Origin of the sequence: Cobetia sp. D5 (genome assembly GCF_035666195.1) — a bacterium.
GTDB lineage: Bacteria > Pseudomonadota > Gammaproteobacteria > Pseudomonadales > Halomonadaceae > Cobetia > Cobetia amphilecti.
Genome location: NZ_CP142020.1, coordinates 1,351,712 through 1,375,017, shown reverse-complemented (window position 1 = coordinate 1,375,017; position 23,306 = coordinate 1,351,712). Strand labels below are relative to the sequence as shown.

19 protein-coding genes are annotated in these 23,306 nt (G+C 64.7%); 8 read left to right on the top strand and 11 right to left on the bottom strand.

The features are described from left to right. Positions 1–2 precede the first annotated feature (2 nt). From U0O11_RS05825 to U0O11_RS05815, 3 genes are read right to left on the bottom strand one after another with little or no spacing between them, the layout of a single operon-like run. The gene (locus tag U0O11_RS05825) at positions 3–872 is read right to left on the bottom strand and encodes a carbohydrate ABC transporter permease (RefSeq protein ID WP_043334509.1); all 870 of its coding nucleotides are present in this window, start codon (positions 870–872) and stop codon (positions 3–5) included. Continuing rightward, on the bottom strand, positions 872–2,110 hold the full coding sequence (locus U0O11_RS05820; protein ID WP_324692053.1) for an ABC transporter ATP-binding protein: 1,239 nt from the start codon (positions 2,108–2,110) through the stop codon (positions 872–874). The genes U0O11_RS05825 and U0O11_RS05820 overlap by 1 nt, the downstream gene beginning before the upstream one ends. After that, positions 2,110–3,264 carry an ABC transporter ATP-binding protein gene (locus U0O11_RS05815; protein ID WP_324692051.1) on the bottom strand — a complete coding sequence of 385 codons (1,155 nt, stop codon included), beginning with the start codon at positions 3,262–3,264 and terminating at the stop codon, positions 2,110–2,112. The genes U0O11_RS05820 and U0O11_RS05815 overlap by 1 nt, the downstream gene beginning before the upstream one ends. Before the next feature lie 694 nt (positions 3,265–3,958). Here U0O11_RS05815 and U0O11_RS05810 point away from each other — a divergent pair. Continuing rightward, positions 3,959–5,863 carry a sigma-54-dependent Fis family transcriptional regulator gene (locus U0O11_RS05810; RefSeq protein ID WP_324692049.1) on the top strand — a complete coding sequence of 635 codons (1,905 nt, stop codon included), beginning with the start codon at positions 3,959–3,961 and terminating at the stop codon, positions 5,861–5,863. A gap of 187 nt (positions 5,864–6,050) precedes the next feature. Here the strand turns inward: U0O11_RS05810 and U0O11_RS05805 are convergent, their stop codons facing one another. From U0O11_RS05805 to U0O11_RS05780, 6 genes are all read right to left on the bottom strand, one after another. Further along, entirely contained in the window at positions 6,051–6,902 is an 852-nt protein-coding gene (locus U0O11_RS05805) for an ABC transporter permease (RefSeq protein WP_324692047.1), read from the bottom strand. A 3-nt stretch (positions 6,903–6,905) separates the two neighbouring features. Next, positions 6,906–8,207 carry an ABC transporter permease gene (locus U0O11_RS05800; protein ID WP_324692045.1) on the bottom strand — a complete coding sequence of 434 codons (1,302 nt, stop codon included), beginning with the start codon at positions 8,205–8,207 and terminating at the stop codon, positions 6,906–6,908. A gap of 174 nt (positions 8,208–8,381) precedes the next feature. After that, positions 8,382–9,518 carry an extracellular solute-binding protein gene (locus U0O11_RS05795; RefSeq protein ID WP_225347830.1) on the bottom strand — a complete coding sequence of 379 codons (1,137 nt, stop codon included), beginning with the start codon at positions 9,516–9,518 and terminating at the stop codon, positions 8,382–8,384. A 175-nt stretch (positions 9,519–9,693) separates the two neighbouring features. Further along, positions 9,694–10,842 carry an ABC transporter ATP-binding protein gene (locus U0O11_RS05790; protein WP_082388792.1) on the bottom strand — a complete coding sequence of 383 codons (1,149 nt, stop codon included), beginning with the start codon at positions 10,840–10,842 and terminating at the stop codon, positions 9,694–9,696. 368 nt (positions 10,843–11,210) lie between these two features. Beyond that, positions 11,211–11,372, bottom strand: coding sequence for a YqaE/Pmp3 family membrane protein (locus tag U0O11_RS05785; RefSeq protein WP_043334518.1), 162 nt, complete (start codon positions 11,370–11,372; stop codon positions 11,211–11,213). 132 nt (positions 11,373–11,504) lie between these two features. Next, the gene (locus tag U0O11_RS05780) at positions 11,505–11,783 is read right to left on the bottom strand and encodes a hypothetical protein (protein WP_216059876.1); all 279 of its coding nucleotides are present in this window, start codon (positions 11,781–11,783) and stop codon (positions 11,505–11,507) included. 375 nt (positions 11,784–12,158) lie between these two features. Here U0O11_RS05780 and U0O11_RS05775 point away from each other — a divergent pair, with 375 nt between their 5' ends. The 4 genes from U0O11_RS05775 to U0O11_RS05760 all read left to right on the top strand — a co-directional run bounded on the left by U0O11_RS05775 (position 12,159) and on the right by U0O11_RS05760 (position 17,127). Beyond that, positions 12,159–12,908 carry a glutathione peroxidase gene (locus U0O11_RS05775; RefSeq protein WP_107335176.1) on the top strand — a complete coding sequence of 250 codons (750 nt, stop codon included), beginning with the start codon at positions 12,159–12,161 and terminating at the stop codon, positions 12,906–12,908. Between the two features lie 113 nt (positions 12,909–13,021). Continuing rightward, entirely contained in the window at positions 13,022–14,506 is a 1,485-nt protein-coding gene (locus U0O11_RS05770; protein ID WP_324692043.1) for a dihydrolipoyl dehydrogenase, read from the top strand. A gap of 158 nt (positions 14,507–14,664) precedes the next feature. Further along, entirely contained in the window at positions 14,665–15,084 is a 420-nt protein-coding gene (locus tag U0O11_RS05765; RefSeq protein WP_043334523.1) for a CBS domain-containing protein, read from the top strand. A 615-nt stretch (positions 15,085–15,699) separates the two neighbouring features. Then, positions 15,700–17,127, top strand: a complete 1,428-nt coding sequence (locus U0O11_RS05760) for a D-serine ammonia-lyase (RefSeq protein ID WP_324692042.1) — start codon at positions 15,700–15,702, stop codon at positions 17,125–17,127. A 4-nt stretch (positions 17,128–17,131) separates the two neighbouring features. On the opposite strand, the gene U0O11_RS05755 is transcribed toward U0O11_RS05760, so the two are convergent. Together U0O11_RS05755 and glcC are read right to left on the bottom strand one after the other, a co-directional pair. Next, positions 17,132–17,716, bottom strand: coding sequence for a YqaA family protein (locus U0O11_RS05755; RefSeq protein ID WP_131431669.1), 585 nt, complete (start codon positions 17,714–17,716; stop codon positions 17,132–17,134). A 157-nt stretch (positions 17,717–17,873) separates the two neighbouring features. Beyond that, positions 17,874–18,689, bottom strand: coding sequence for a transcriptional regulator GlcC (glcC, locus tag U0O11_RS05750; RefSeq protein ID WP_324692041.1), 816 nt, complete (start codon positions 18,687–18,689; stop codon positions 17,874–17,876). A gap of 411 nt (positions 18,690–19,100) precedes the next feature. On the opposite strand from glcC, the gene glcD reads away from it, so the two are divergent. The 3 genes from glcD to glcF all read left to right on the top strand — a co-directional run bounded on the left by glcD (position 19,101) and on the right by glcF (position 23,271). Then, positions 19,101–20,600, top strand: coding sequence for a glycolate oxidase subunit GlcD (gene glcD, locus U0O11_RS05745; protein ID WP_324692040.1), 1,500 nt, complete (start codon positions 19,101–19,103; stop codon positions 20,598–20,600). A gap of 117 nt (positions 20,601–20,717) precedes the next feature. Then, the gene (gene glcE, locus U0O11_RS05740; protein WP_324692039.1) at positions 20,718–21,920 is read left to right on the top strand and encodes a glycolate oxidase subunit GlcE; all 1,203 of its coding nucleotides are present in this window, start codon (positions 20,718–20,720) and stop codon (positions 21,918–21,920) included. Between the two features lie 28 nt (positions 21,921–21,948). Then, the gene (gene glcF / locus U0O11_RS05735) at positions 21,949–23,271 is read left to right on the top strand and encodes a glycolate oxidase subunit GlcF (protein WP_324692038.1); all 1,323 of its coding nucleotides are present in this window, start codon (positions 21,949–21,951) and stop codon (positions 23,269–23,271) included. Positions 23,272–23,306 lie beyond the last annotated feature (35 nt).

The window sequence follows — 23,306 nt, the reverse complement described above, 5'->3', positions numbered from 1 at the left end:
CCTCAGGCGTCGTCACTGTCCTGATGGGTCATGGCGGTATAGAACAGCCACGAGACCAGCAGGATGATGAGGAAGTAGATCAGCGAGAAGGCAGCGGCACGTCCGAGATCGAACTGGCCGATCGCCATCTGGGTCAAGGTCTGGGACAGGAAGGTGGTGGTGGTACCCGGCCCGCCACCGGTGAGCACGAAGGGCTCGGTGTAGATCATGAAGCTGTCCATGAAGCGCAGCATGATGCCGATCAACAGCACGCTCTTGAGCTTGGGCAGCTGGATATAGCGGAACACGGCCCAGGGCGAGGCACGATCGATGCGCGCGGCCTGGTAATAGACATCGGGAATGGCACGCAGTCCCGAATAGCACAGCAGCGCCACCAGCGACGTCCAGTGCCAGACATCCATCACCAGCACCGTCACCCAGGCGTCAGCCGGATTGGAGGCGTAGTTGTAGTCGATGCCCAGCTGGCCCAGCGCCCAGCCGTAGAGACCGATGTCCTCACGACCGATGATCTGCCAGATGGTGCCGACCACGTTCCAGGGAATCAGCAGCGGCAAGGCCAGCAGAATCATGCACAGCGAGACCATGAAGCCCTTGCGCGGCATCGAGAGCGCCACGGCGATCCCCAGCGGAATCTCGATGGCCAGCACCGCGAAGGAATAGACGAACTGTCGGATCAGCGAATCGTGCAGGCGCTCGTCACGCAGGATCTCGCGATACCATTCGGTGCCGACGAAGAAGCGCGTGGAGGGATCGAAGATGTCCTGCACCGAGTAGTTGACCACCGTCATCATCGGGATGATGGCCGAGAATGCCACCACGATGACCACCGGCAGCACCAGCCACCAGGCGCGATTGTTGTGTGTGCGTTGCATCAGGCGTTACCTCCCGGCCGCTGGTCATCTTCCCCTCTGACAGAACCGCCACTCTCACCTCTGGCAAGGCTTTCCGCCTCGCCGCTGTCGGGCGCGCCGGCCTGTGACAGGTCCAGTAGATGTTCATCGAGATAGAAGCGTTGCCAGCGGGCGGGCAGGCGCAGACGCACGCGGCCTGTCGGCAGCGGCGCATCTTCCTCGATACGCGCCTTGAACAGGCAGCCGCCACCGATGTCGAGATCCACCACCTTGTAGGTGCCAAGGTCCTGCACCAGCGTGACCTGACCACTCAGCCAATGCTCACGGGTGTCGGGAACCGCCGCCGCTGGTGAACTGTCGCTGGCCTCGAGCTCGACGAATTCCGGCCGGATGCCCAGCTTGAGCTCGCCCTTGCGCTCCGCCAGTGTCGCCAGCAGCGGCCGTGGGAGATGCAGCAAGGGCGCATCCTCCCCCGTGCCGAGCCGCACGCCCTGCGATTCCAGCGTGATGCTGGCCAGGTTCATGCCCGGCGAGCCGATGAAGTAGCCCACGAAGGTGTGCGCGGGGTCCTCGAACAGTTCGCGCGGGGTGCCGAACTGCACGATGCGGCCCTCATACATCACCGCGATCTTGTCGGCGAAGGTCGAGGCCTCCAGCTGATCATGGGTGACGTAGACCATGGTGATGTTGAACTGCTCGTGGATCTGCTTGAGCTTGCGGCGCAGCTTCCACTTGAGGTGGGGGTCGATGACCGTCAGCGGTTCATCGAACAGGATGGCGGCCACGTCATCGCGCACCAGGCCACGGCCCATCGAGACCTTCTGCTTCTCGTCGGCCGTCAGGTTGCTGGCACGCCGCGTCAGCAGGTCTTCCAGCTCCAGCACCTGGGCGATCTCACGCACCCGGGACTGCACCTTGTGCTCCGGCTGGCGCTGATTGCGCAGCGGGAAGGCCAGATTGTCGAAGACCGTCATGGTGTCGTAGACCACCGGGAACTGGAAAACCTGGGCAATGTTGCGCTCTTCCGGCGGCAGCCGATTGACCACGCGATCATCGAAGCGCACCTCGCCCTCGGAGGGGGCCAGCAGCCCGGAGATGATGTTGAGCAGCGTGCTCTTGCCACACCCCGACGGGCCGAGCAGTGCATAGGCGCCGCCCTGCTGCCAGACATGATTCATGCGCCGGATGGCGTAATCACTGTCCGCGGTGGGCGCCGCCAGGTAGCTGTGCGCCAGATCATTGAGGTGTATTTCCGCCATCAGGCCAGCCCTCCGCCAGTCGTGGTGGGTCGCTCGGGCGAGCGGATCAGTGCCCCATCGCCATGCTGTTCCGCCCCGTCACCACCATCGGCGGCATAGACGAACAGCTTGTGGGCGGGGGCATAGACGCGGATGGCATCATCCACGGCGAAGTCGTGGATGCCGGCCAGATGCAGGACCAGCGAATGATCGGCATTGCTGACATGCAGGAAGGTCTCGGAGCCGGAGATCTCGGCGATATCCACCGTGACGGCGAACTCCAGATCATCATCGGCCAGCGGTGCCAGCCCCAGATGGCTGGGGCGGATACCGAAGCGGTAGGCCCCGCTCTCGATCCCCGCCAGTGGCGCGGGCAGCACGAAACGGCTGCCCTGCTCGCCGGCACTGGCCGCGCCGGAGAAAGCCAGCTCACGCCCGCGCACCTCGGCCTCGAACAGGTTGATCTGCGGCTCGGAGTAGAGCTTCGCCGCCTCGACACTCAGCGGATGATGGTAGACGGCTTCGGTAGGCCCGGACTGCAGCACCCGCCCTTCATGCATCAGGGTGGTGGTGCCGCCGAGTGCCAACGCCTCGCCGGGCTCGGTGGTGGCGTAGACGGCAATGGTGTTGCGGGTCGCGAACAGGCTGCGCATCTCGTGGCGCAGTTCTTCGCGCAGCTTGTAGTCGAGATTGACCAGCGGCTCATCGAACAGCACCAGGTCGGCGTCCTTGACCAGCGCCCGCGCCATGGCCGTGCGCTGCTGCTGGCCACCGGACAGCTCCGCTGGCTGACGCGCAAGAAACTGCTCGATATGCAGCATCTCGGCGATCTCGTGCACGCGGCGGCGGATTTCCTCGGGCGCCATGCGCGCCAGCTTCAAAGGCGAGGCGATGTTGTCGTAGACGCTCAGGCTCGGGTAGTTGATGAACTGCTGATAGACCATCGAGATGTTGCGATCGCGCACCGGACGTCCGGTCACGTCCTCGCCGTTCATCACGATGCGCCCGTCACTTGGCACATCGAGACCCGCCATCAGGCGCATCAGCGACGTCTTGCCGGACAGGGTGCGTCCCAGCAGCACATTGAAGGAGCCGGGCTCGAAGGTCAGGTCCACCCTGTCGATATGGGTCTCGCGGCCAACCCGGCGGGTGACCGCCTCAAGGCTCAAGGACATGGCGCTGTCTCGTCTGGTGAAAGTCATCGGGGCAAGGACACGGCCAACCACTGCCGAGTGTTCACACCCACCTGGTGACTATCCTCAAGCGAACCCTGTGCCAGCCGCGCGCAGCCCCCTGCCCACAGACACCCACCTTCAGCCCTCGGAGGGCGCCGGATTCCGCTCTTCTGTCTATCATTCAGCCACTTGCCAGATGCGACCAAGGCAGGGGCAGACCATGGTCTAGCCCGTCATCCGCCGCGTCTGCCGCTACTCTGATGAACAGTGTCTGAACACTGGAGTCCTCGGAACTGAACACTGGAGTCCTCGGAACTGAACACTCGCCACGCACAAGTGAACATTGCCGTGAACACTCCCCCAGGCCGATATCAGCACCGATAACAGCACCGATAACAGCACCAATAACAACAGAGGCCTGAAAGGCCCGCCGCACAAGGGACGTCGCATGCCACTACCCCACGCCGCCAAGCACTCAGCGCGCCACGCTGCTCATCATTCGGCCAAGCATCCAGCCCGCCACGCGGAGGATCAGGCGCTCGATCGAGACTCCGCCTGCGCAACGCCTGCGGCGGCTCTGCCCTCTGCTCCCTCCTCTTCTCTTCCCTCTTCTTTCCCCTCGGCGCTGCCGCCCTCAACCCTCAGGTGTCCGCCGGAGGAGCTCGTCTGGCGTCAGCGTCAGGCCGCCAGCCTGATGGCGACGGTGGCGTCAGCGGTGGCCGGTCATACCCTCAACCTGCTCGATCACTGGCAGGCGTGTCTGGTGCTGACCGACCGCGACGGCGTGGTGCTGGCAAGCTACGGCCATCAACAGCTGCTGGGCAATGACGCCGCCCTGTTGCACCCCGGCGCGCGCTGGCGTGAGGAGTCGCTGGGCCACAACGCCATCGCCGAGACCCTGAATGCGCCGCGCGCCAATCGCCTGGCACGCATCGCGCTCGAGGCGCATGACGCCGAATGCCTCAAGGGGCTGGCCAGCGCCAGTGCCGCACTGCTGGCGCCCGCCAGCTGGAGTGCCAGTCGCGGCCTGACGCCCGGCGCCTGCGAGGGCTGCCTGGGACTGATCTGCGATCCCTACCGTGTGCGCCAGTACAGCCTCGGCATGCTCGGCGTACTGGCGGATGACATCGAGCAACGCCGTCTGGGCGAGGCGCATGGGCACGACCATCACCTGTTGCGCCTGCATCTCAACCGCTCGCAGCTGGACTCGCCCAGCGCGGCCCTGCTGGCCATCACGCCGCAAGGTCAGGTCGCGGCTGCCAGTCGCCGGGGACTACAGCTGCTGGCGGCTCACCTTGAACTCACGCCCGCCTCCGACAGCGCAGACAACGCATCTCACAGCGCAGCCAACGCATCGAACAGCGCAGCCCATGCAGCGGACAGCGACAGCTGCGCCACCCGCGATGACATTCACCTGCTGCTGGGCCAGCCGCTGGCACGCTGGCAGCTGGACTGGGCGCCGCTGGCCCAGCTCGCCGAGGCGCAGTGTGTGACGCTCACGCAGCACCCTCGCTTCACCGGCTACACCCTGTGTGCAGCCCCGCCCAGGCCACGGGTCGTGGCCCGCGCGCCGGCCGAGCGCCCAGAAAGCCAGCCACCGGCCGAGGTAGCCGCTCGAGAGACTGCGTGCCACCCGAGCCTTGCGCGCCTGCATCATGGCGATGCCGGCTGGGCCAGGGTCTGCGAACTGCTGACGCGGCTGGTGAACGCCCGCCTGCCACTGCTGCTGCAGGGCGAGACCGGCGTCGGCAAGGAGGAAGTGGTCAAGGCACTGCACCAGGCCAGTCATCGCGCCCATCAGCCGCTGGTCGCCATCAACTGCGCCGCCTTGCCTGATGAGCTGGTCGAGGCCGAGCTGTTCGGTTATCGGCGCGGCGCCTTTACCGGTGCCGACCCCGCCGGACGCGAAGGCCGCCTGCTCGAGGCCAATGGCGGACGCCTGTTTCTGGATGAGATCGGCGACATGCCGCTGCATGTGCAGGCGCGTCTGCTGCGCGTGCTGCAGGAGCGTGAAGTCACCCCGCTGGGCGGCGGCAAGCCGCAGCGGGTCGATTTCGAACTGGTCGCCGCCACCCATCAGCCCCTCAGCGAGCTGGTCAAGGCCGGGCGCTTCCGGGCAGATCTCTACTATCGCCTATGTGGCGCCACCATCGCCCTGCCGCCGCTGAGGGAGCGTCACGACATCGCCGGTCTGAGTCGTGCCCTGCTGACCAGGCTGTGCGGGGAGCAGCAACGTGAGCTGCCGCGCATCACGCCCGCCTTCCTCGATCGCCTCACCCAGCATGACTGGCCCGGCAACGTGCGCGAGCTGGACAACGTGCTGCGCCTGGCACTGGCACTGTGCGATGGGCCGACCCTGGAGCCGTGCCATGTGATGCTGGCGGGCGACTGTCTCGCCTCACAGGGCGACTGTCCCGCATCAGAGGGCCAGATCGCCCGCCAGCCCTCGCAAGCGAGCGGCCAGCCCTCGCTGCATGACCTCTCCAGCGCCGAGGAGCTGCAGAGTGCGCTGGACGCGCTGGGCGGCAACGTCTCGCGTCTCGCGCGGGAGCTGGGCATCAGCCGCACCACGCTCTACAAGCGACTCGGCGCGGCCTGACGCAGCAGGCTTTTCCTCAAGCCCTGTCTCCAAGCCCTATCCTCAAGCCCTGGTCCTGAAACGCTCGTGCCCCCGCAGACAGACTCTGCGGGGGCACGAGCGTTTCTTGCGACTCCTGTTTCTCACCGCCATCAAGCGCTCAGCACTCAAGAGCAAAGGGCAGACGGCAGAGGGTCGAGGACAGTGCTCAGCTCGGCGCCAGGCCGCGCAGACGTTCATTACGCCGGCGAATCAGCTCCAGTGTCGTCAGCAGCAGGATCGAGACCAGCACCAGCAGCGTGGCCACCGCCAGAATCGTCGGGCTGATCTCCTCGCGGATACCGGACCACATCTGGATCGGGATGGTGGTCTGCGCCGGCCCGGCGATGAACAGCACCACCACCACCTCATCGAACGAGGTGATGAAGGCGAACAACGCACCGGACACCACCCCCGGCGTCACCAGCGGCAGGATGATGCGGAAGAAGGTGCGACTCGGACTGGCCCCCAGCGAGTGCGCCGCACGTGTCAGCGAGTGATCGAAGCCGGACAGCGTCGCCGTCACCGTGATCACTACAAAGGGAATGCCCAGCGCCGTGTGCGCCAGAATCACGCCCAGATAGGTCTGGGTCAGCCCCAGTTTCGAGAAGAAGAAGAACATCGCCGCGGCGCTGATGATCAGCGGTACGATCATCGGCGAGATCAGGATCGCCATGATGGTGTTGCGAAACGGCATGAAGCGGCTGGAAAGCCCCAGTGCGGCAAGCGTGCCCAGTACCGTGGCCAGCACCGTCGCGCACACCGCCACGATGATGCTGTTCTTGATCGAGCGCATCCACTCATCCGAGGTGAAGAACTCCTGATACCAGCGCAGCGAGTAGCCCTCCGGGTCCAGCGACAGCATCTTCTCCGAGAAGGTGAAGTAGGGTTCGGCATTGAACGAGAGCGGAATGATCACCAGGATCGGCCCGATCAGGAACAGGAAGATCAGCGCGCACAGCACGCAGAACACCCAATGCCAGATCCGCTCACCACGAGTTGCATAGGAAGGTATGGCCATCTGTCACCCCAGTTTGACCTTGTCGACACCGATCAGACGGTTGTAGACGAGATAGAAGAGGATCACCACGACCAGCAGTATCGAGCCAATGGCCGCTGCCAGCCCCCAGTTGAGCGAGGTCTGCATGTGATAGGCGATGAAGTTGGTGATGAAGCGGCCCGACTGCCCGCCCACCAGTGCCGGCGTGATGTAGTAGCCGATGGAGAGGATGAAGACCAGAATCGAGCCCGCCCCGATGCCCGGCAGGGTCTGCGGGAAGTAGACACGTCGGAAGGCGGTGATCGGCCCGGCACCCAGCGAGCGCGCCGCGTGCATGTAGCTGGGCGGGATGGTCTTCATCACCGAGTACAGCGGCAGGATCATGAATGGCAGCAGGATGTGGGTCATCGCGATGATGGTGCCGGTCTTGTTGTAGATCATCTGGATACGCGCCTCCTCGGCGAGTATCCCGACGCCCACCAGCATGTCATTGAGCACCCCCTGCTGCTGCAGGATCGCGATCCAGGTGGTGGTTCGCACCAGCAGCGAGGTCCAGAACGGCAGCAGCACCAGAATCATCAGCAGATTGCCGCGACTGGCCGGCAGGGTCGCCAGCAGCCAGGCCACCGGATAGGCCAGCAACAGACACAGCCCGGTGATCGCCGCGCTCATCCAGAAGGTGCGGATGAACAGCGAGACGTGGATCTGCAGATACTCCGGTTTCTCGACGATCTCCCCTATCGGTGAGAACTGGCGATCCACCGCCGCCAGATAGTAGGAAGCGGTGAGAGGCGACGATTCGCGCTTGATCAGACGCCAGATATCCGGGTCCTCCCAATCCTCATCGGCCTTGATCAGCGCGGCCTTGTAAGGGGCCTCCATGCGACCGGCACGGCGGGCGCTCTTCATGAACAGCGACCGCATGCCGGACTTTTCGTAGTTGAGACGCGAGGCGACGCGTCCGAGATTGCGCGCCTTGAGTCCCGCGGCCAGGTCCTGCGCCAGGGCGGCGTAGGCGGCCTCTTCCGGCAACCCTTCGCCGTCCCAGTCGACCAGCACCTCGCTGGTGCGCGGCAGATAGGTGGAGACTTCCGGGTTGTCGACACTGCGTGACAGCATGTCGAAGATGGGCATGACGAATGCCAGCCCGATGAAGACCAGCAATGGCGCCACCAGCAGCAACGCCTTGATGCGGCTGCGGCGAATGGCGCGATTGAGGCTCTGTTTCAGCGGTACGCCATCGGCGGTGGTCAGCGCCGCGCCGGGGGCACCATTGGGGTCATGTGCTGCGCTTCCGGACGTGGCCGGGGCGGAGGAATCGCTCATCCTGCACTCCTTGATCGGCTATCCGAGGATGCCTGGGCCGCCAGCCGGCTTCCGCGTGACAGTGACGGAAGCCAACCTGGCGGAATCGAGCATGGCCGACGGGCCATCAGGCATGATCAAAAAGGCCCCGGCGCGCGGGTGTGCGCCACCGGGGCCAGCGGGTCAGTGCAGGGGTCAGCGTGCCAGCCAGGCGTTGAAACGCTGGCTCAGCTCATCGAGGTTGTCGGCCCAGAATTCATCATCCTTGGGGATGGCGGTCTCGAAGTTGGGGCCATATGTGGGCATGTGCGGCTTCATGTCGATGCCGGTGTCCGCATGGGTCGAGACCAGTGCTGCGGAGGAGGTACGCGCAGGCCCGTAGGAGATGTACTTGGCCTGATCCGCCAGTCGCTGGGTATCGGTGGCGAACATCAGGTAATCCTTGACCTTGTCGAGCTTGCCGGTCGGCACCACCCAACCATCCAGCTCGAAGACCTGGGCATCCCAGACGATGGAGAATGGCTGCTTCTCGTTGACCTCGGCATCGAAGATGCGCCCGTTGTAGGCCGAGGCGAAGGCCACTTCCTTGTCCGCCAGCAGCTGCGGCGGCTGTGCGCCCTCTTCCCACCAGATCACGCTGTCCTTGATGGTATCGAGCTTGGCGAAGGCACGTTCGATGCCTTCCTCGGAATCCAGCATCTCGTAGACATCTTCCGGGGCAACGCCATCGGCTACCAGCGCCCACTCCATGTTGTTGATCGGCTTCTTCTGCAGCGCACGCTTGCCGGGGAATTCCTCGAGATTGAAGACGTCATCGATGGAATCCGGCTGCTTGTCCTCGGGGAACATCTCGGTATTGAAGGCCACGATGTTGGAGTAGACGATCTGCGGCACGAAACACTCGCTGAGCGAATTCTCGATGAAGTCCTCGCTGGCCGGCGTGCCATCCGGCGCTGCCGCGAACAGGGTGTCCGGGTCCAGCGGCTCGATCAGCCCTTCCGAACAGGCGATCAAGGCATCACTGGGCAGCATGTCGACCAGGTCCCAGGTGACGTTGCCGGCCTGGACCTGTGCGCGCAGACCGGAAAGCGCATTGGATGACTTGTCGATATTGACGACGGTGTCGCCGCTCTTCTCCTCCCAGGGCTCGTGATAGGCCTTGTTCTGGCTGTCGGTATAGGCGCCGCCCCACGAGACGATATTGAGCGTCTCGGCCTGGGCCGCTCCGGCGCTCATGCCGGCCGCTGCCACGGCAACCGCCAGCAGGCTGCGCAGCGGCATGCCCGGGCGCGAGGTAGTGAATGACGCGGTGAACTGATTGATGACTGACATGGATGAATCTCCCTGATTTCTTGTTGTTGTGCTGCACTCTTGTCGCGAAATCTGCTCTTGCTCTGCTGAGGAAGCGTGCTTCACCTCCCGTGCTGCTGTTCCTTTCTCGCCTGTCCTGTCTAGCCTGTCCTTTTCTAGTCTGTCCTTAACTGGCCTGTTCTGACCTTTGCTGGCCTCAGGCATCCAGCGCCCGGCAATCGCAGGCGTCCCATCCCACCTGCAAGGTCTGCCCGGGCCGCAAGGGCGGATAGCCCTCGGCGTTGGGTGTCTTGATGATGAATTCGTCACTGCCACATACCGCCACGCGCGTGCGTAGATGATCTCCAAGATAGATCACCTCGAGCACCTCGGCGGAGAAGACATTGTCGGGAGGGCTTTGCGTGCCCGCGGCGCCTGGCTCTTCCGCCGACAGCAGGCGTACCCGCTCCGGGCGCAGTGACAGCTGGGTGCGCTCGCCGACCTCATTGACGGCCACCTTGAGTGCCCGTACCTGCTCGCCGCTGTCGAGGGTCACCGTGCAATGCTCACCCTGAGCGTCGAGCTGCGATACCTGGCCGTTGAGGCGATTGTTCTCGCCGATGAAATAGGCGACGAAGGCATTCTCCGGCGCTTCATACAGCGCCTCGGGGGTCGCCAGCTGCTGGACGATGCCGTCATTGAAGACCGCGATGCGGTCCGACATGGTCAGCGCTTCCGTCTGATCGTGGGTCACGTAGAGCATGGTGACGCCGAGGCGCTGGTGGATGCGCTTGATCTCGAACTGCATCTCTTCGCGCAGATTCTTGTCCAGCGCCCCCAGCGGTTCATCCATCAGCACCAGCTCCGGCTCGAAGACCAGCGCACGTGCCAGGGCGACCCGCTGCTGCTGCCCACCGGAGAGCTGCCCCGGACGGCGATCGCCGAATTCGCCGAGTCGCACCATGTCCAGCGCGTTGGCCACCTTGGTCGAGATTTCCTCCTTGCTCATGCCGCGCACTTCCAGCGGGAAGGCCAGATTCTCGGCCACGCTCATGTGCGGAAACAGCGCATAGTTCTGGAAGACCATGCCGATACCGCGCTTGTGCGGTGGCAAGTCGTTGATGGGGGTACCGTCGAGGAGGATGTCGCCGTGAGTCGGCGTTTCGAAGCCTGCCATCATCATCAGGCAGGTGGTCTTGCCGGAACCGGACGGCCCCAGCAGGGTGACGAACTCGCCGCGCTGGACTTCAAGATTGAAGCCCTTGACCACCAGCGTTTCGCCGTCATAGCTCTTTTGCACATCATTGAAGATCGCGAAGCAGGAGCTGGTCTCCTGCGGCGCGTCGGGCTCAGCAGTCGTGACCATGCGTGGTATCCATACGTGTTGTTGTTATCGTGGAGCATGTGATCGAACAGGCTTCACCGACCCTGATCGCTGCCCTCAGTCCCATTTGACCCTACGGGGGCAAGCGAGAGGCGACAAGCGCCGCGCTCGCTGAAAAGCGTTGAAATCAGGCTATGCGAAAGTCTACATGTTGAACTACCGTCGCCTGCCATTCGCCGAGGGGCCTCGGCAAGCACCGCCGCTGGATCACCGACGCCACATGGCGCTTCCCCGGTGAGCGCCCACTGAAAAGCCCCCGCTGCGCACAAGGCAGCGGGGGCTTTGGGTCTTTCAACTCTGGGTTGCCCGAGTTGGGCAGCCATATCAGAGCCTCTGGGGCTCAGCGGCGGTCAGAACTTGGTAATGACCCACACCGCGTGGATGATCCCCGGCAGGAAACCGAAGCAGGTCAGGATGATGTTGATCCAGAAATGCTTGTTGGCGACACCCACCTGCATGAGAACGCCCAGCGGCGGCAGGATGATGGCCAGAATGATGCGAATGATATCCATGAGTTGCTCCTTGCGATTGTGACAACCGTGACTCCACGGAGGTCATGAATGTTCAGTACTCGTGTTGATCAGTGTCCTTCTTGATCACTGTCCTTCTATATCAGCTCCCGTCTTGAGGACTGACGGTCTTGATCACTGCCCTTCTCGATCAGCGTCAGCCTTGTCGACGTCATCGTCGTGCGCAGAGGCGGATCCGCCGGCGCGGGCCTGACGATCGATCTTCTGGGACAGCTTCTCGGAGTCCGCAGCCAGCTGCTCGTGGTAGCGCTCCCAGTCTTCCCAGTCATGCGGCGTCCCCGTGCGTGGCCGATGGCTGCCGGACTCACGTGCACGTGCCCAGGCATGTTCTTCCAGACTCTGAGGCTTGTCCTCCTCCTTGTCCTTGTCGCCGTCCAGGCCGTGCTTCGCCATGTACTCTCGTGCGTTCATCTATTGCCTCGCTTGCCAGACTCGACGCCTGACGATGCTGTGACGTACCCACTACTTATGGCTGACAGGGGCAAATATCAAGTCTGTATAACTATTTCCGGCAAAAAAGCCGCTTGCCGACCAGCACGTTCCTGCCGAGAACAAGGCCATGAGCCAGCACACGACTGACTGTCAGCAGTATCATCAAGAAAAGCTATCGCCTCGCTTGATGCAATCAAATTCACCCGCAAGAGGCTTGCCCCTAGACTGGCTCCAGTTTCGCAAGGCACTGATTTCTCATGCACTCGACATTGTCATCGAGCCTCAGTCGCCTGCCATCCCCTTTAGATACGTCTCATCGAGACCGGAGCCAATTTCATGCAACTCGAATCACACGAAGGCCAGCAGGTCCCGAACGTCAGCTTCAAGATCCGTCGCGACGGCCGTCTGGTCGAACGCACCAGCGAGGAGATCTTCTCGGGCCGCAACGTGGTGGTCTTCGCCCTGCCGGGCGCCTTCACCCCGACCTGCTCCTCCACTCACCTGCCGCGCTACAACGAGCTGGCCGATCGCTTCTATGCTGTCGGCGTCGACGAGATCGTCTGCCTGTCCGTCAATGACGCCTTCGTCATGGAATCCTGGGGCGAGCATCAGGAAGCCGAGAACCTGAGCCTGATCGCCGATGGCAACGGTGACTTCGCCGCCGGCATGGGCATGCTGGTCGACAAGAGCGACATCGGTTTCGGCAAGCGCAGCTGGCGCTATTCCATGCTGGTACGCAACGGCGTGGTCGAGAAGCAGTTCATCGAGCCGCAGAAGCCGGGCGACCCCTTCGAAGTCTCCGACGCCGATACCATGCTCGACTATCTGGACCCGGACGCCGGCCGTCCCAGCTTCGCTACCCTGTTCAGCAAGCCGGGCTGCCCGTACTGCGCACGTGCGAAGCAGATGCTCGACGAAGCGCGCATCAGCTACGAAGTCATCGAAGTCGGCACCCGCGGCGTGACCTCACGCACCCTGCGCGCCATGACCGGTCAGGCCACCGTGCCGCAGGTCTGGATCGACGGCGAGCATGTCGGCGGCAGCGATGAAGTCGCCCGCTACTTCGGCAGTCTGACCAGCGCTTGAACGCTTCACGCTGACAGGCCCCGATAACTTTCTCTTTTCATCACGCGCGGGCCACACTCGCGCCTGAGACCCCATTGTCAGGTGCGCCACTGGCGCGCCTTGAGGAGTACGACGTGAACGAACGCCAGGTTGAAGTCGCCATCATCGGTGCCGGCAGTGCCGGTCTGGGTGCCTATCGCGCCGCCAAGGCACACACCGATTCCGTGGTCATGATCGAAGGTGGCCCCTACGGCACCACCTGCGCCCGTGTCGGCTGCATGCCTTCCAAGCTGCTGATCAGTGCAGCCGAAGCCGCGCATCACGCCCGTGATACCGCACCGTTCGGCATCAATATCGAAGGCGAGGTCAAGGTGGATGGCCGCGCCGTGATGGACCGCGTCAAGCGTGAGCGCGACCGCTTCGTCGGCTTCGTGGTCGAGTCCGTGGAAGGCATTCCCTCCCACGACAAGCTGCGCGGCAATGCGCGCTTCGAGACCGCCAACAGCCTGATCATCGGCGACAACGAGACCCGCGTCACCTTCGAGCGTGTCGTGATCGCCACCGGCTCACGCCCCAGCTACCCGGGCTTCTTCGAGAATGCCGGTGACCGCCTGATCATCAACGACAGCGTCTTCGACTGGGACGACCTGCCGGAATCCGTCGCCGTCTTCGGCCCGGGCGTCATCGGGCTGGAGCTGGGCCAGGCGCTCACGCGTCTCGGCGTGCGCATCCGCATGTTCGGTGTCGGCGGCGCCATCGGCCCGCTGCGTGACGAGAAGCTGCGTGCCAATGCCGATCGCGTCTTCAACGAGGAGTTCTATCTCGACCCGGACGCCAAGGTCGAGAAGATCGAACGTGTCGAGGACGAGAACGGCGCCGGTGTCGAGATCACCTTCATCGAGCGTGGCAGCGAAGCGCTTCTCACCGAGCGTTTCGACTACCTGCTCGCGGCCACCGGCCGTCGCCCGAACGTCGATCGCCTCAATATCGAGGCGCTGGGCCTGAAGCTGGACGAGCGCGGCGTGCCGATCTTCAATCGTCACACCCTGCAGACTCGTCTGAGCGACGACACGCCGAGCCATGTCTTCATCGCCGGCGACGCCAACAACGACCTGCCGCTGCTGCACGAAGCCTCCGATGAGGGTCGTATCGCCGGTGACAACGCCGGTCGCTTCCCCGACGTGCGTGCCGGTCAGCGCAAGAGCACCATCGCCGTCGTGTTCAGTGATCCGCAGATGGCCACCATCGGCCTCTCGACCGCCGAGATCGAACAGCGCTACGGTGCCTGCGACTGCTACGCGGTGGGCGAAGTCGACTTCACCGGCCAGGGTCGCTCCCGCGTGATGCGCATGAACAAGGGCATGCTGCGCGTCTATGGCGAGCAAGGCACCGGCCTGCTGCTGGGTGCCGAGATCTTCGGTCCGCGTGCCGAGCACCTCGCCCACCTGCTGGCCTGGTCCCATCAGCAACGCATGACCATCGAGCAGATGCTGGAAATGCCCTTCTATCACCCGGTGATCGAGGAAGGCCTGCGCACCGCGCTGCGTGACCTCAACGCCAACCTGCAGCTGGGCCCGGCCATCGTCGAGCGTTGCATGGAATGCGGTCCGGGTGACTGATACCCCCTCAAGGCAACGGGACGCGCAGCTCACGCAGTGATGCCCTATGCTCTGAACAGATGTTGAATGTCGCCGGCAGTCACGAAAGTGGCTGCCGGCATTCATCGCACGACTCCCTCACCGGAGAGTCGAAGAGCAGTGACGCAGGAGATCTGCCCATGAAAGCCACCCAGCTCAAGGTGCCCTCGACCCTTCGCGACATCATGTCCCGCGACTGTTATCGCGTGAAGGCACGCACCAGCATTCTCGAACTCGCCCAGGGCCTGACCCACCACCGTCTGCCCGGCGTGCCGGTCGTGGATGACCTGGACCGCCTGATCGGCTTCATCTCCGAACAGGACATCCTCGGCAAGCTGCTCGACAGCGCCTATCACTGCGGCCAGCATGCCCAGGTCGGCGACCTGATGCGTCACGAAGTCCTCAGCGTCGGCCCGAATGACAGCATCACGGACCTGGCGCAGCACATGAATGGCCAGCGTCCCAAGGTCTATCCGGTGGTCGAGCAGGGCCGCCTGATCGGCATGGTCACCCGCCGCGATGTCCTGAGTGCGCTGCTGGTGATGCAGAACGGCTGTTGAGACAGTTCATCCATCAAGAAACTGCTTGGAGCCAGTCCTAACGTACAGAGCCCCCAGCGGTCATCACCGCTGGGGGCTCTGCACGTTAGGACTGAGAAAACCGAGTGCATCGAGAGCGCCTTCAGCATGCTTGCACCAGTAGGCCAACGCCTCGAAGATTACCCAATGGCTAATCAATCTCTGCCGCCAGCCTGACGCCCATCAGTTTACGCGCCGCAACCCGAGGCGGTGACAGTCGCAGGGAAGCGCTGTACCGCGCCCTGCCACCAAGGCTTCTGGCCACAGTGAAAGTCGCTGAAAGCTTGGGAGAATCCGAATGTCCCCGGCGACAACCTGCCAAAGCCCGCGTATTTCAGGCATAAAAAAATCCGCCAGGAAAACCGTGGCGGACCAAAGAACAGTTAAAGCCAGACATAACATCGCGATAACATCATGTCCTTGCTTACTATGACTGCACCTTTTGCATTTCTATCCCGACGGTTGCCAAAAAATTCGGTCTTTTTTGTCACTGACCTTTACGGAATGTGAAAGCTGGGCTACGTGCGTTGCCAGTGGAAGACGCGCTAACCTGTGATCTGACCTGATCGCTGGATCGAGCCCCCACAAGGACACCGCATGTCTGCCACGCCCCATGACCTCCACGCCCTGACGCTGCGTCACCCGGAAATCGCCAGCCTGATGGCCGGCCGCGAAATCGGCTGGCTCAATCCTGAACGCGTCGCGACCGCCCAGGCGCTCGCCTCACCGGCGCTGCAGGCGAGTGGCGTGGGAGTCCAGGACATCGAGGATGCCGACGCACGCCTGATGCGTTTCGCTCCCTGGATTGCCGAAGCCTTCCCCGAGACCGCCGCCGCGTCAGGGCGCATCGAATCGCCGCTGGTGGCAGCGCCCGGCTTGCAGCAGGCGCTGAGCGGCATAGCCTCGACCGCATCTCCCCTCAGCGCAACCGAATCCCCGCTGCCCGGCCGCCTGATGATCAAGTGCGACAACGCCCTGCCCATCTCGGGTTCGATCAAGGCGCGCGGTGGCATCCACGAGGTGCTCAAGCATGCCGAGCGTCTCGCCATTGACGCAGGGCTGCTGCATCAGGAAGACGACTACCGCGCCTTCCAGCGTGATGAGATACGTGATCTGCTGGCCGGCCAACAGGTCGTGGTGGGCTCCACCGGCAATCTGGGGCTCAGCATCGGCATCATGAGCGCGCGGCTCGGCTTTCACGTCACCGTGCACATGTCGGCGGATGCCAAGCAATGGAAGAAGGACCTGCTACGCGCGCGGGGCGCGGAGGTAGTGGAGCACAGCGGGGATTACGGCAAGGCTGTCGCCGCGGGGCGCCAGGAAGCGCAGCAGCCCAACGCCCACTTCATCGATGACGAAAGCTCGCGGGATCTATTCGTGGGCTACGCCACGGCGGCCAGCCGCCTCGCGGAGCAGCTCTCGGCGCAGGGCATCCCGGTGGATGCCCGCCATCCGCTCTGCGTCTATCTGCCCTGCGGCGTCGGCGGCGGACCGGGTGGCGTGGCCTACGGCCTCAAGCAGGTCTTCGGTGACGCCGTGCACTGCTTCTTCGCCGAGCCGGTCAACTCCCCCTGCATGCTGCTGGGCATGTTGACCGGCGAGCATGACGGCATCGCGGTGGAGGATATCGGGCTGGACAATCGCACCTGCGCCGATGGCCTGGCGGTGGGGCGCGCCTCGGCCTTCGTCGGGCGCGTGATGGCCCCCTTGCTCAGCGGCATCCATACCGTGCGCGATGAGCATCTGCTCGAACTGCTCGCGCTGGCATATGACAGCGAAGGGCTCATGCTTGAGCCGTCCGCGCTGGCCGGCGTGCCCGGTATCCGCCACGTGCTGCGCAATGACGCCCCCGAGTGGCACGCCTGGCGGGCGGCCAACGGGCTGGATGACGGCGAGGTGCAGGCCAACACCACCCATGTCGTCTGGGCCACCGGCGGCAGCATGGTGCCAGAGGCGATCTGGCAGGCCGACTATCAGCACGGCAAGGCGCTGCTCTCCCAGGCCAGCGCAAGCCGGCAAGACTGAGCGATCAGGCGATGAAGGCCTGCCACAGCCACACGCCGGTCAGCGCCAGCCCGATCACTCCCAGCGGGCGCGAGTAGCGCTGCCAGAGCGCCAGCGCCTGATCCTCGACCAGTGCCACCAGTGCTGCCAGTCCGAAATAGCGCACCCCGCGCCCGACCAATGCCGCCAGCAGGAACAACGCGACCGGATAGCCGCTGGCACCGGCGACCAGCATGGCGCTCTGGAAGGGGATCGGCACGATGCCGATCAGCATGATGGCAAGGAAGCCCTGCTCGCTGAAGCGCTGCTGGAAGGATTCGAAGGCCTGCTGCCCGCCGAAGAAGCCGATCAGCCCATCACCCCACGTCGCCAGCGCGTAGGCTCCCAGATAGAAGCCCAGCAATGCCGCGGTCAGGTTGCCGGCGAGTGCCACCGCGGCCACGCGCCAGCGGCGCTCGGGGTGGCGCAGCATCCACGGGATCAGAACGACCTCGATGGGAATCGGGATCAGCAGGGTTTCCAGCATCGAGGCGATGAACAGCCACAGCATGGCGTGGCGGGAGTGATTGAGGCGGTCGAGCCAATCACTCGCGGAAGAGAGTTTCCACATGAAGGCAGCACGTTGTCCTGGGCGATGAGCTGACCACTTTGCCTTGAGTCCGCCCCGCTTGCCAGCCAGCTTGTCCACCAGCGAGCACTCCAGCCCAGCGCCCATGCCAGCCAGCGCACACACCTGAGCCTGAGCCTGAGCCAAAAACCCTGACGCGCTACTCGAAGCCTTCCAGCCGCATGGCCGAGCGCACCAGCCGCTCGTCCTCCGCCTCCAGCTCGCGCAGGTTGTCGCGAATGCTGTGCAGATGCTCCAGCGCCGCCTTCTCCGCCGCCTCCGGCTGCTGGTCCATCACCGCACGGTAGATGGCCGTGTGCTGGGCATTGATCTGGCCGCGGGGAATCGGGCGATGGTAGAGATTGCGCAGCGAGGCGAACACCGAGCTGAGCAGCAGGTCATTGATGCCCTTGAGCGTATGCACCAGCACCGGATTGTGGGACGCCTCACAGATGGCGTGGTGGAAGGCGTGATCGTGACGTGCCAGCTGCTGGGCATCCGGCAGCGCCTCATCGCTCGGCGCTGAGGACGCAAAGTCGGGCGGATACTCGCGCACGCAGGCCGCCATCGCCTCGTAATGACGCCGGATCAGTACTCTATCCGCCGGCGTGCCGCGCTGGGCGGCCAGTCGCGCCGACTGCCCTTCCAGCAGGGCCCGCACTTCCAGCAGGTCATACAGGGTGCGCGGCTGATCCCGAAACAGGTGCATCAGCGGGCTGATATCGCCGCTCGGCAACAGCGCCGCGACGCTCGAGCCCTTGCCGTGTCGCGTCTCGATGATGCCCTTGCCACGCAACAGCCTGAGCCCTTCGCGCAGCGAGGCCCGCGAGATGCCCAGCCGCTCACATAGCCGGCGCTCCGAGGGGATCATCTGCCCGGGCTTGAGCACGCCGTCCAGAATCAATTGCTCCAGACGCGCCGCTGCTTGATCCGCAGCGCGGGGATCCGCGCCTGACTCGGCGATGGTTCGCAGCATCCTGCCCCTCCCCTTTTGCTCGACCTTTGTGTGCTCGCCTTGATCAACCCGCTCGTGGCACTTGATCGACCCGCCGGCGGCGCGTCATTGACTCACTGCCGGCGCCTGGCGATTCCCGACTGGTCAGACCTGTCGATCAGCGGGCGCAAAGCCGCCTGATGGCTGCAGGCGTGAGGCCAGTAAAGCGTGGTTTTCCTTGCACAAACACTAGACGAATGTCTGGTCAGACCACTGGTGTGAGGCATGGACAAGGCCGGGGAGGCAGGCCAGATTGTGTGCAGATCAGGTGCGGCGGAATCGACAGGCGACTCGCTCGAACCCCGCATCAACCGACAGTAACGACAGACAGCACCAGCAGACAGAAACGACAGACAGCAGCCGCGCAGACCCCAACCTCCCGGGAGGCAGTGCATGAATATCCTCTATGACCCGACGCTGGATGGACCGCTGGCCCAGCACGACAAGGGCCAGGTGCTGGCGCATCTCACCACCCTGCTGCCGGACCTGACGCTGCTGCACCGCGAGGAGGACCTGCATCCCTTCGAATGTGATGGCCTGTCCGCCTATCGCGTCATGCCGATGCTGGTTGCCCTGCCGGAGCGGGTCGAGCAGGTCGCCGCCCTGCTGCGTGAATGTCATGCGCTGGGCGTGCCGGTGGTGACACGTGGCGCCGGCACCGGGCTGTCCGGCGGTGCCTTGCCGCTGGCGCAAGGCGTGCTGCTGGTGATGTCGCGCATGGCGCGGATTCTCGAGATCGACCCCGACGCCCGCACCGCACGCCTGCAGCCCGGGGTGCGCAATCTCGCCATTTCCGAGGCCGCTTCGCCCTTCGGGCTCTACTACGCACCGGACCCTTCCTCGCAGATCGCCTGCTCCATCGGCGGCAACGTGGCCGAGAATGCCGGTGGTGTGCACTGCCTCAAGTACGGCCTGACCGTTCACAACCTGCTCAAGCTCGAGATGCTGACCATCGAAGGCGAGGCGATGACGATCGGCGCCGACAGCCTCGACTCACCCGGGCTGGACATGCTGGCGCTGATGACCGGCTCCGAAGGCATGCTGGGGGTGGTCACGGAAGTCACGGTGCGCCTGCTGCCCAGGCCCGAGACCGCCAAGGTGCTGATGGCGAGCTTCGCCGATATCGACAAGGCCGGCCGCGCGGTGGGCGACATCATCGCCTGCGGCATCATCCCCGGCGGACTCGAGATGATGGACAACCTGGCGATCCGCGCCGCCGAGGACTTCATCCACGCGGGCTATCCGATCGAGGCCGCCGCCATTCTGCTCTGCGAGCTGGACGGCGCCGAGGCCGATGTCATCGATGACTGCGCGCGAGTCCGTGAGGTGCTGGAGCGCGCCGGCGCCACCGAGATCCGCCAGGCACAGGATGAGGCCGAGCGCGCGCGCTTCTGGGCCGGGCGCAAGAATGCCTTCCCCGCCGTGGGTCGCATGTCGCCGGACTACTACTGCATGGATGGCACCATTCCGCGTCGCGAGCTGCCCGCCGTGCTGAACGGCATCGCGGAGCTCTCGCGCCAATCGGGGCTCGCGGTGGCCAATGTCTTCCATGCCGGTGACGGCAACATGCACCCGCTGATCCTGTTCGATGCCAACCAGCCCGGCGAGCTGGAACTGGCCGAGGAGGTCGGCGGCAAGATTCTCGAACTGTGCGTGGCCGCCGGCGGCAGCATCACCGGCGAACATGGCGTGGGCCGCGAGAAGATCAATCAGATGTGCGCCCAGTTCAACCACGAGGAGATCTGCGTCTTCCATGCCGTGAAGGCCGCCTTCGACCCCGCTGGCCTGCTCAACCCCGGCAAGAACATCCCGACGCTGGCGCGCTGTGCCGAATTCGGTGCCATGCATGTGCATGACAACCAGTTGCCGCATCCCGATCTGCCGCGTTTCTAGACAGCTGCCGCGTTGCTGGACGGTTTCTCTATCATGGAAAGCTCTCGAATCCGCTGCCGCCTGACCTTTCGCTACCTGACGTTCGCCACTTCATCGCCACTTTAATAGAGACATGCCATGCCAGAGCCAGATGATTCTCTCCAGGATCAGGTGCCAAGCCATGCCGAGTGCGCTACGCCTGCCGCCAGCCAGCCCCCGCAGCAGCAGGACGCCAGCGAGGCACTCCGTGAACAGGTCCGCGCCGCCCATGAGGCGAAGCGCCCGCTGCGCATCGCCGGCAGTGGCAGCAAGGCCTTCCTCGGCCGCGAAGTGGCCGCCGAGGAAGTGCTCGACATGCGCGCGCATCATGGCATCGCCCACTACGACCCGGTGGAGCTGATGGTCTCGGTGCGCGCCGGCACGCCGCTGGCGACGCTGGAGGCCGTGCTCGCCGAGCAAGGTCAGCACCTGAGCTGCGAGCCGCCCCACTTCGGCCCCGCGGCGACCGTCGGCGGCACGCTCGCCTCGGGACTCAGCGGCCCACGCCGCCCCTGGAGCGGCAGCCTGCGCGACCTGGTGCTGGGCACGCGCATCATCAGTGCCGACGGCAAGGCGCTGCGCTTCGGTGGAGAAGTGATGAAGAACGTGGCGGGCTACGACCTGTCGCGCCTGATGTGCGGCGCTCAGGGCACGTTGGGCGTGATCAGCGAAGTCTCGCTCAAGGTCATGCCGCGCCCGGTGGCAAGCGAATCGCTGTGTCTGGAGCTCAGCCTCGCCGAGGCGCTGACTCGCCTGAATGCCTGGGGCCGCACGCCGCTGCCGATCACGGCGTCCAGCTGGCATGACGGCCGCCTCACCCTGCGCCTGGAAGGGGGCGAGCGTTCGGTCCAGGCCGGTTGCGAGCAGCTGGGCGGCGAGGCCCTGACGGCGGATCAGGCGACGGCGCACTGGACTGAGCTGCGTGAGCACCGCCTGCCCTTCTTCAGCGCGCGCGCACCGCATCAGGCGCTGTGGCGACTGTCGCTGCCGTTGGCGCTTGACCACCTCGAGTGGCAAGCCGCCGTCAGCGAACTGCTGGGCCCTCTGGGGGATGCCGACCTGCTGTGTGACTGGGCGGGTGCCCAGCGCTGGCTGGCAAGCGATGCCCCGGCCCAGCGCATCCGCTCGCTGGCCAGTCGGCTGGGCGGCCATGCCATCTGCTACACGCCGGGCACCGTCGCCGCCGAGGACAGCCCGCTGATGCCGCTGGCCGCCCCCAATGCCCGCTATCACCTTCAGCTCAAGCAGCGGCTGGACCCCCACGGCATCCTCAATCCCGGTCGCCTGTATGCCGAGATGTGACTCACGCCACGACAGGAGACGCACCTGAATGCAGACCCACTTCAGTGACGCCGCGCTTGCCAGACCGCATATCCAGCGGGCCGACAAGGTCCTGCGCAGCTGCGTGCATTGCGGCTTCTGCAATGCCACCTGCCCCACCTATCAGCTGCTGGGCGATGAGCGCGACGGACCGCGCGGGCGCATCTATCTGATCAAGCAGCTGCTGGAAAGCGACCCCGAGAGCCAGGACGCAAGCACCCGCCAGCAGGCCAGCGAGATCACCCGCGAGACCCAGCGGCATCTGGATCGCTGCCTGAGCTGTCGCAGCTGCGAGACCACCTGCCCGTCGGGCGTGCAGTATCACACCCTGCTCGATATCGGGCGTCAGGAACTGGAGCGTCGCGTCGGCCGCCCGTGGCGCGAGCGCCTGCTGCGCAGCGGCCTGCGCCATGCGCTGGTCGAACCCGCGCGCTTCAAGGCCCTGCTGGCACTTGGCGTGCGCTTTCGTCCCCTCGCGCCTGGCGCGCTGGCCGACAAGATCCCGCTGACCCGCGAGCGCGACCGTCAAGCCGAGCACCCGACTGCCCCCGTCGCCGCGACGCCTTCCGATCAGGCGCTTTCTCGCCAGGTGCTGATGCTGGAGGGCTGCGTGCAACCGGGCCTGGCCCCCAACATCAATGCCGCCACTGCCCGTGTGCTGGCGCGCTTCGGCATCGGCGTCACGCCCATTCAGGAGGCCGGCTGCTGCGGTGCCATCGACTATCACCTCAACGCCCAGCAGGCCGGTCGCGCGCGCATGCGTGCCAACATCGATGCCTGGTGGCCGGCCATCGAGGCCGGTGCGGAAGCGATCGTGCAGACCGCCAGTGGCTGCGGGGCCTTCGTCAAGGAATATGGCGAGATGCTGGCCGATGACCCAGACTATGCTGAGCGCGCCGCGCGCGTAAGCGCCCTGGCCCGCGATATCGTCGAGGTGCTCGGTGAGGAGATCGCCCGCGATGATCGACAGAGTCTCGCGGCCGCGCCCGACCAACAGCCGCTGGCCTTCCATTGCCCCTGCACCCTGCAACATGCCCAGGGACTGGGCGGCGAGGTGGAGAAGATCCTGTCGCAACTGGGCTTCACGCTGGCCCCTGTCATGGAGGGCCATCTGTGCTGCGGGTCCGCCGGCACCTACTCGATCACGCAACCGGAGTTGTCACGCCAGCTGCGAGACCGCAAGCTTGAGGCGCTGGAGGCCAACGGGCCTGCGCGCATCGCCACCGCCAACATCGGCTGTCAGACGCATCTCTCGAGCGCCGGACGCACGCCGGTGAGTCACTGGATCGAACTGGTGGATGACGCCCTGCCCGAGACGCTCCCGCAGAAATGAAGCGTCACTATCTGTTTCAGTATCTGTTTCACTAT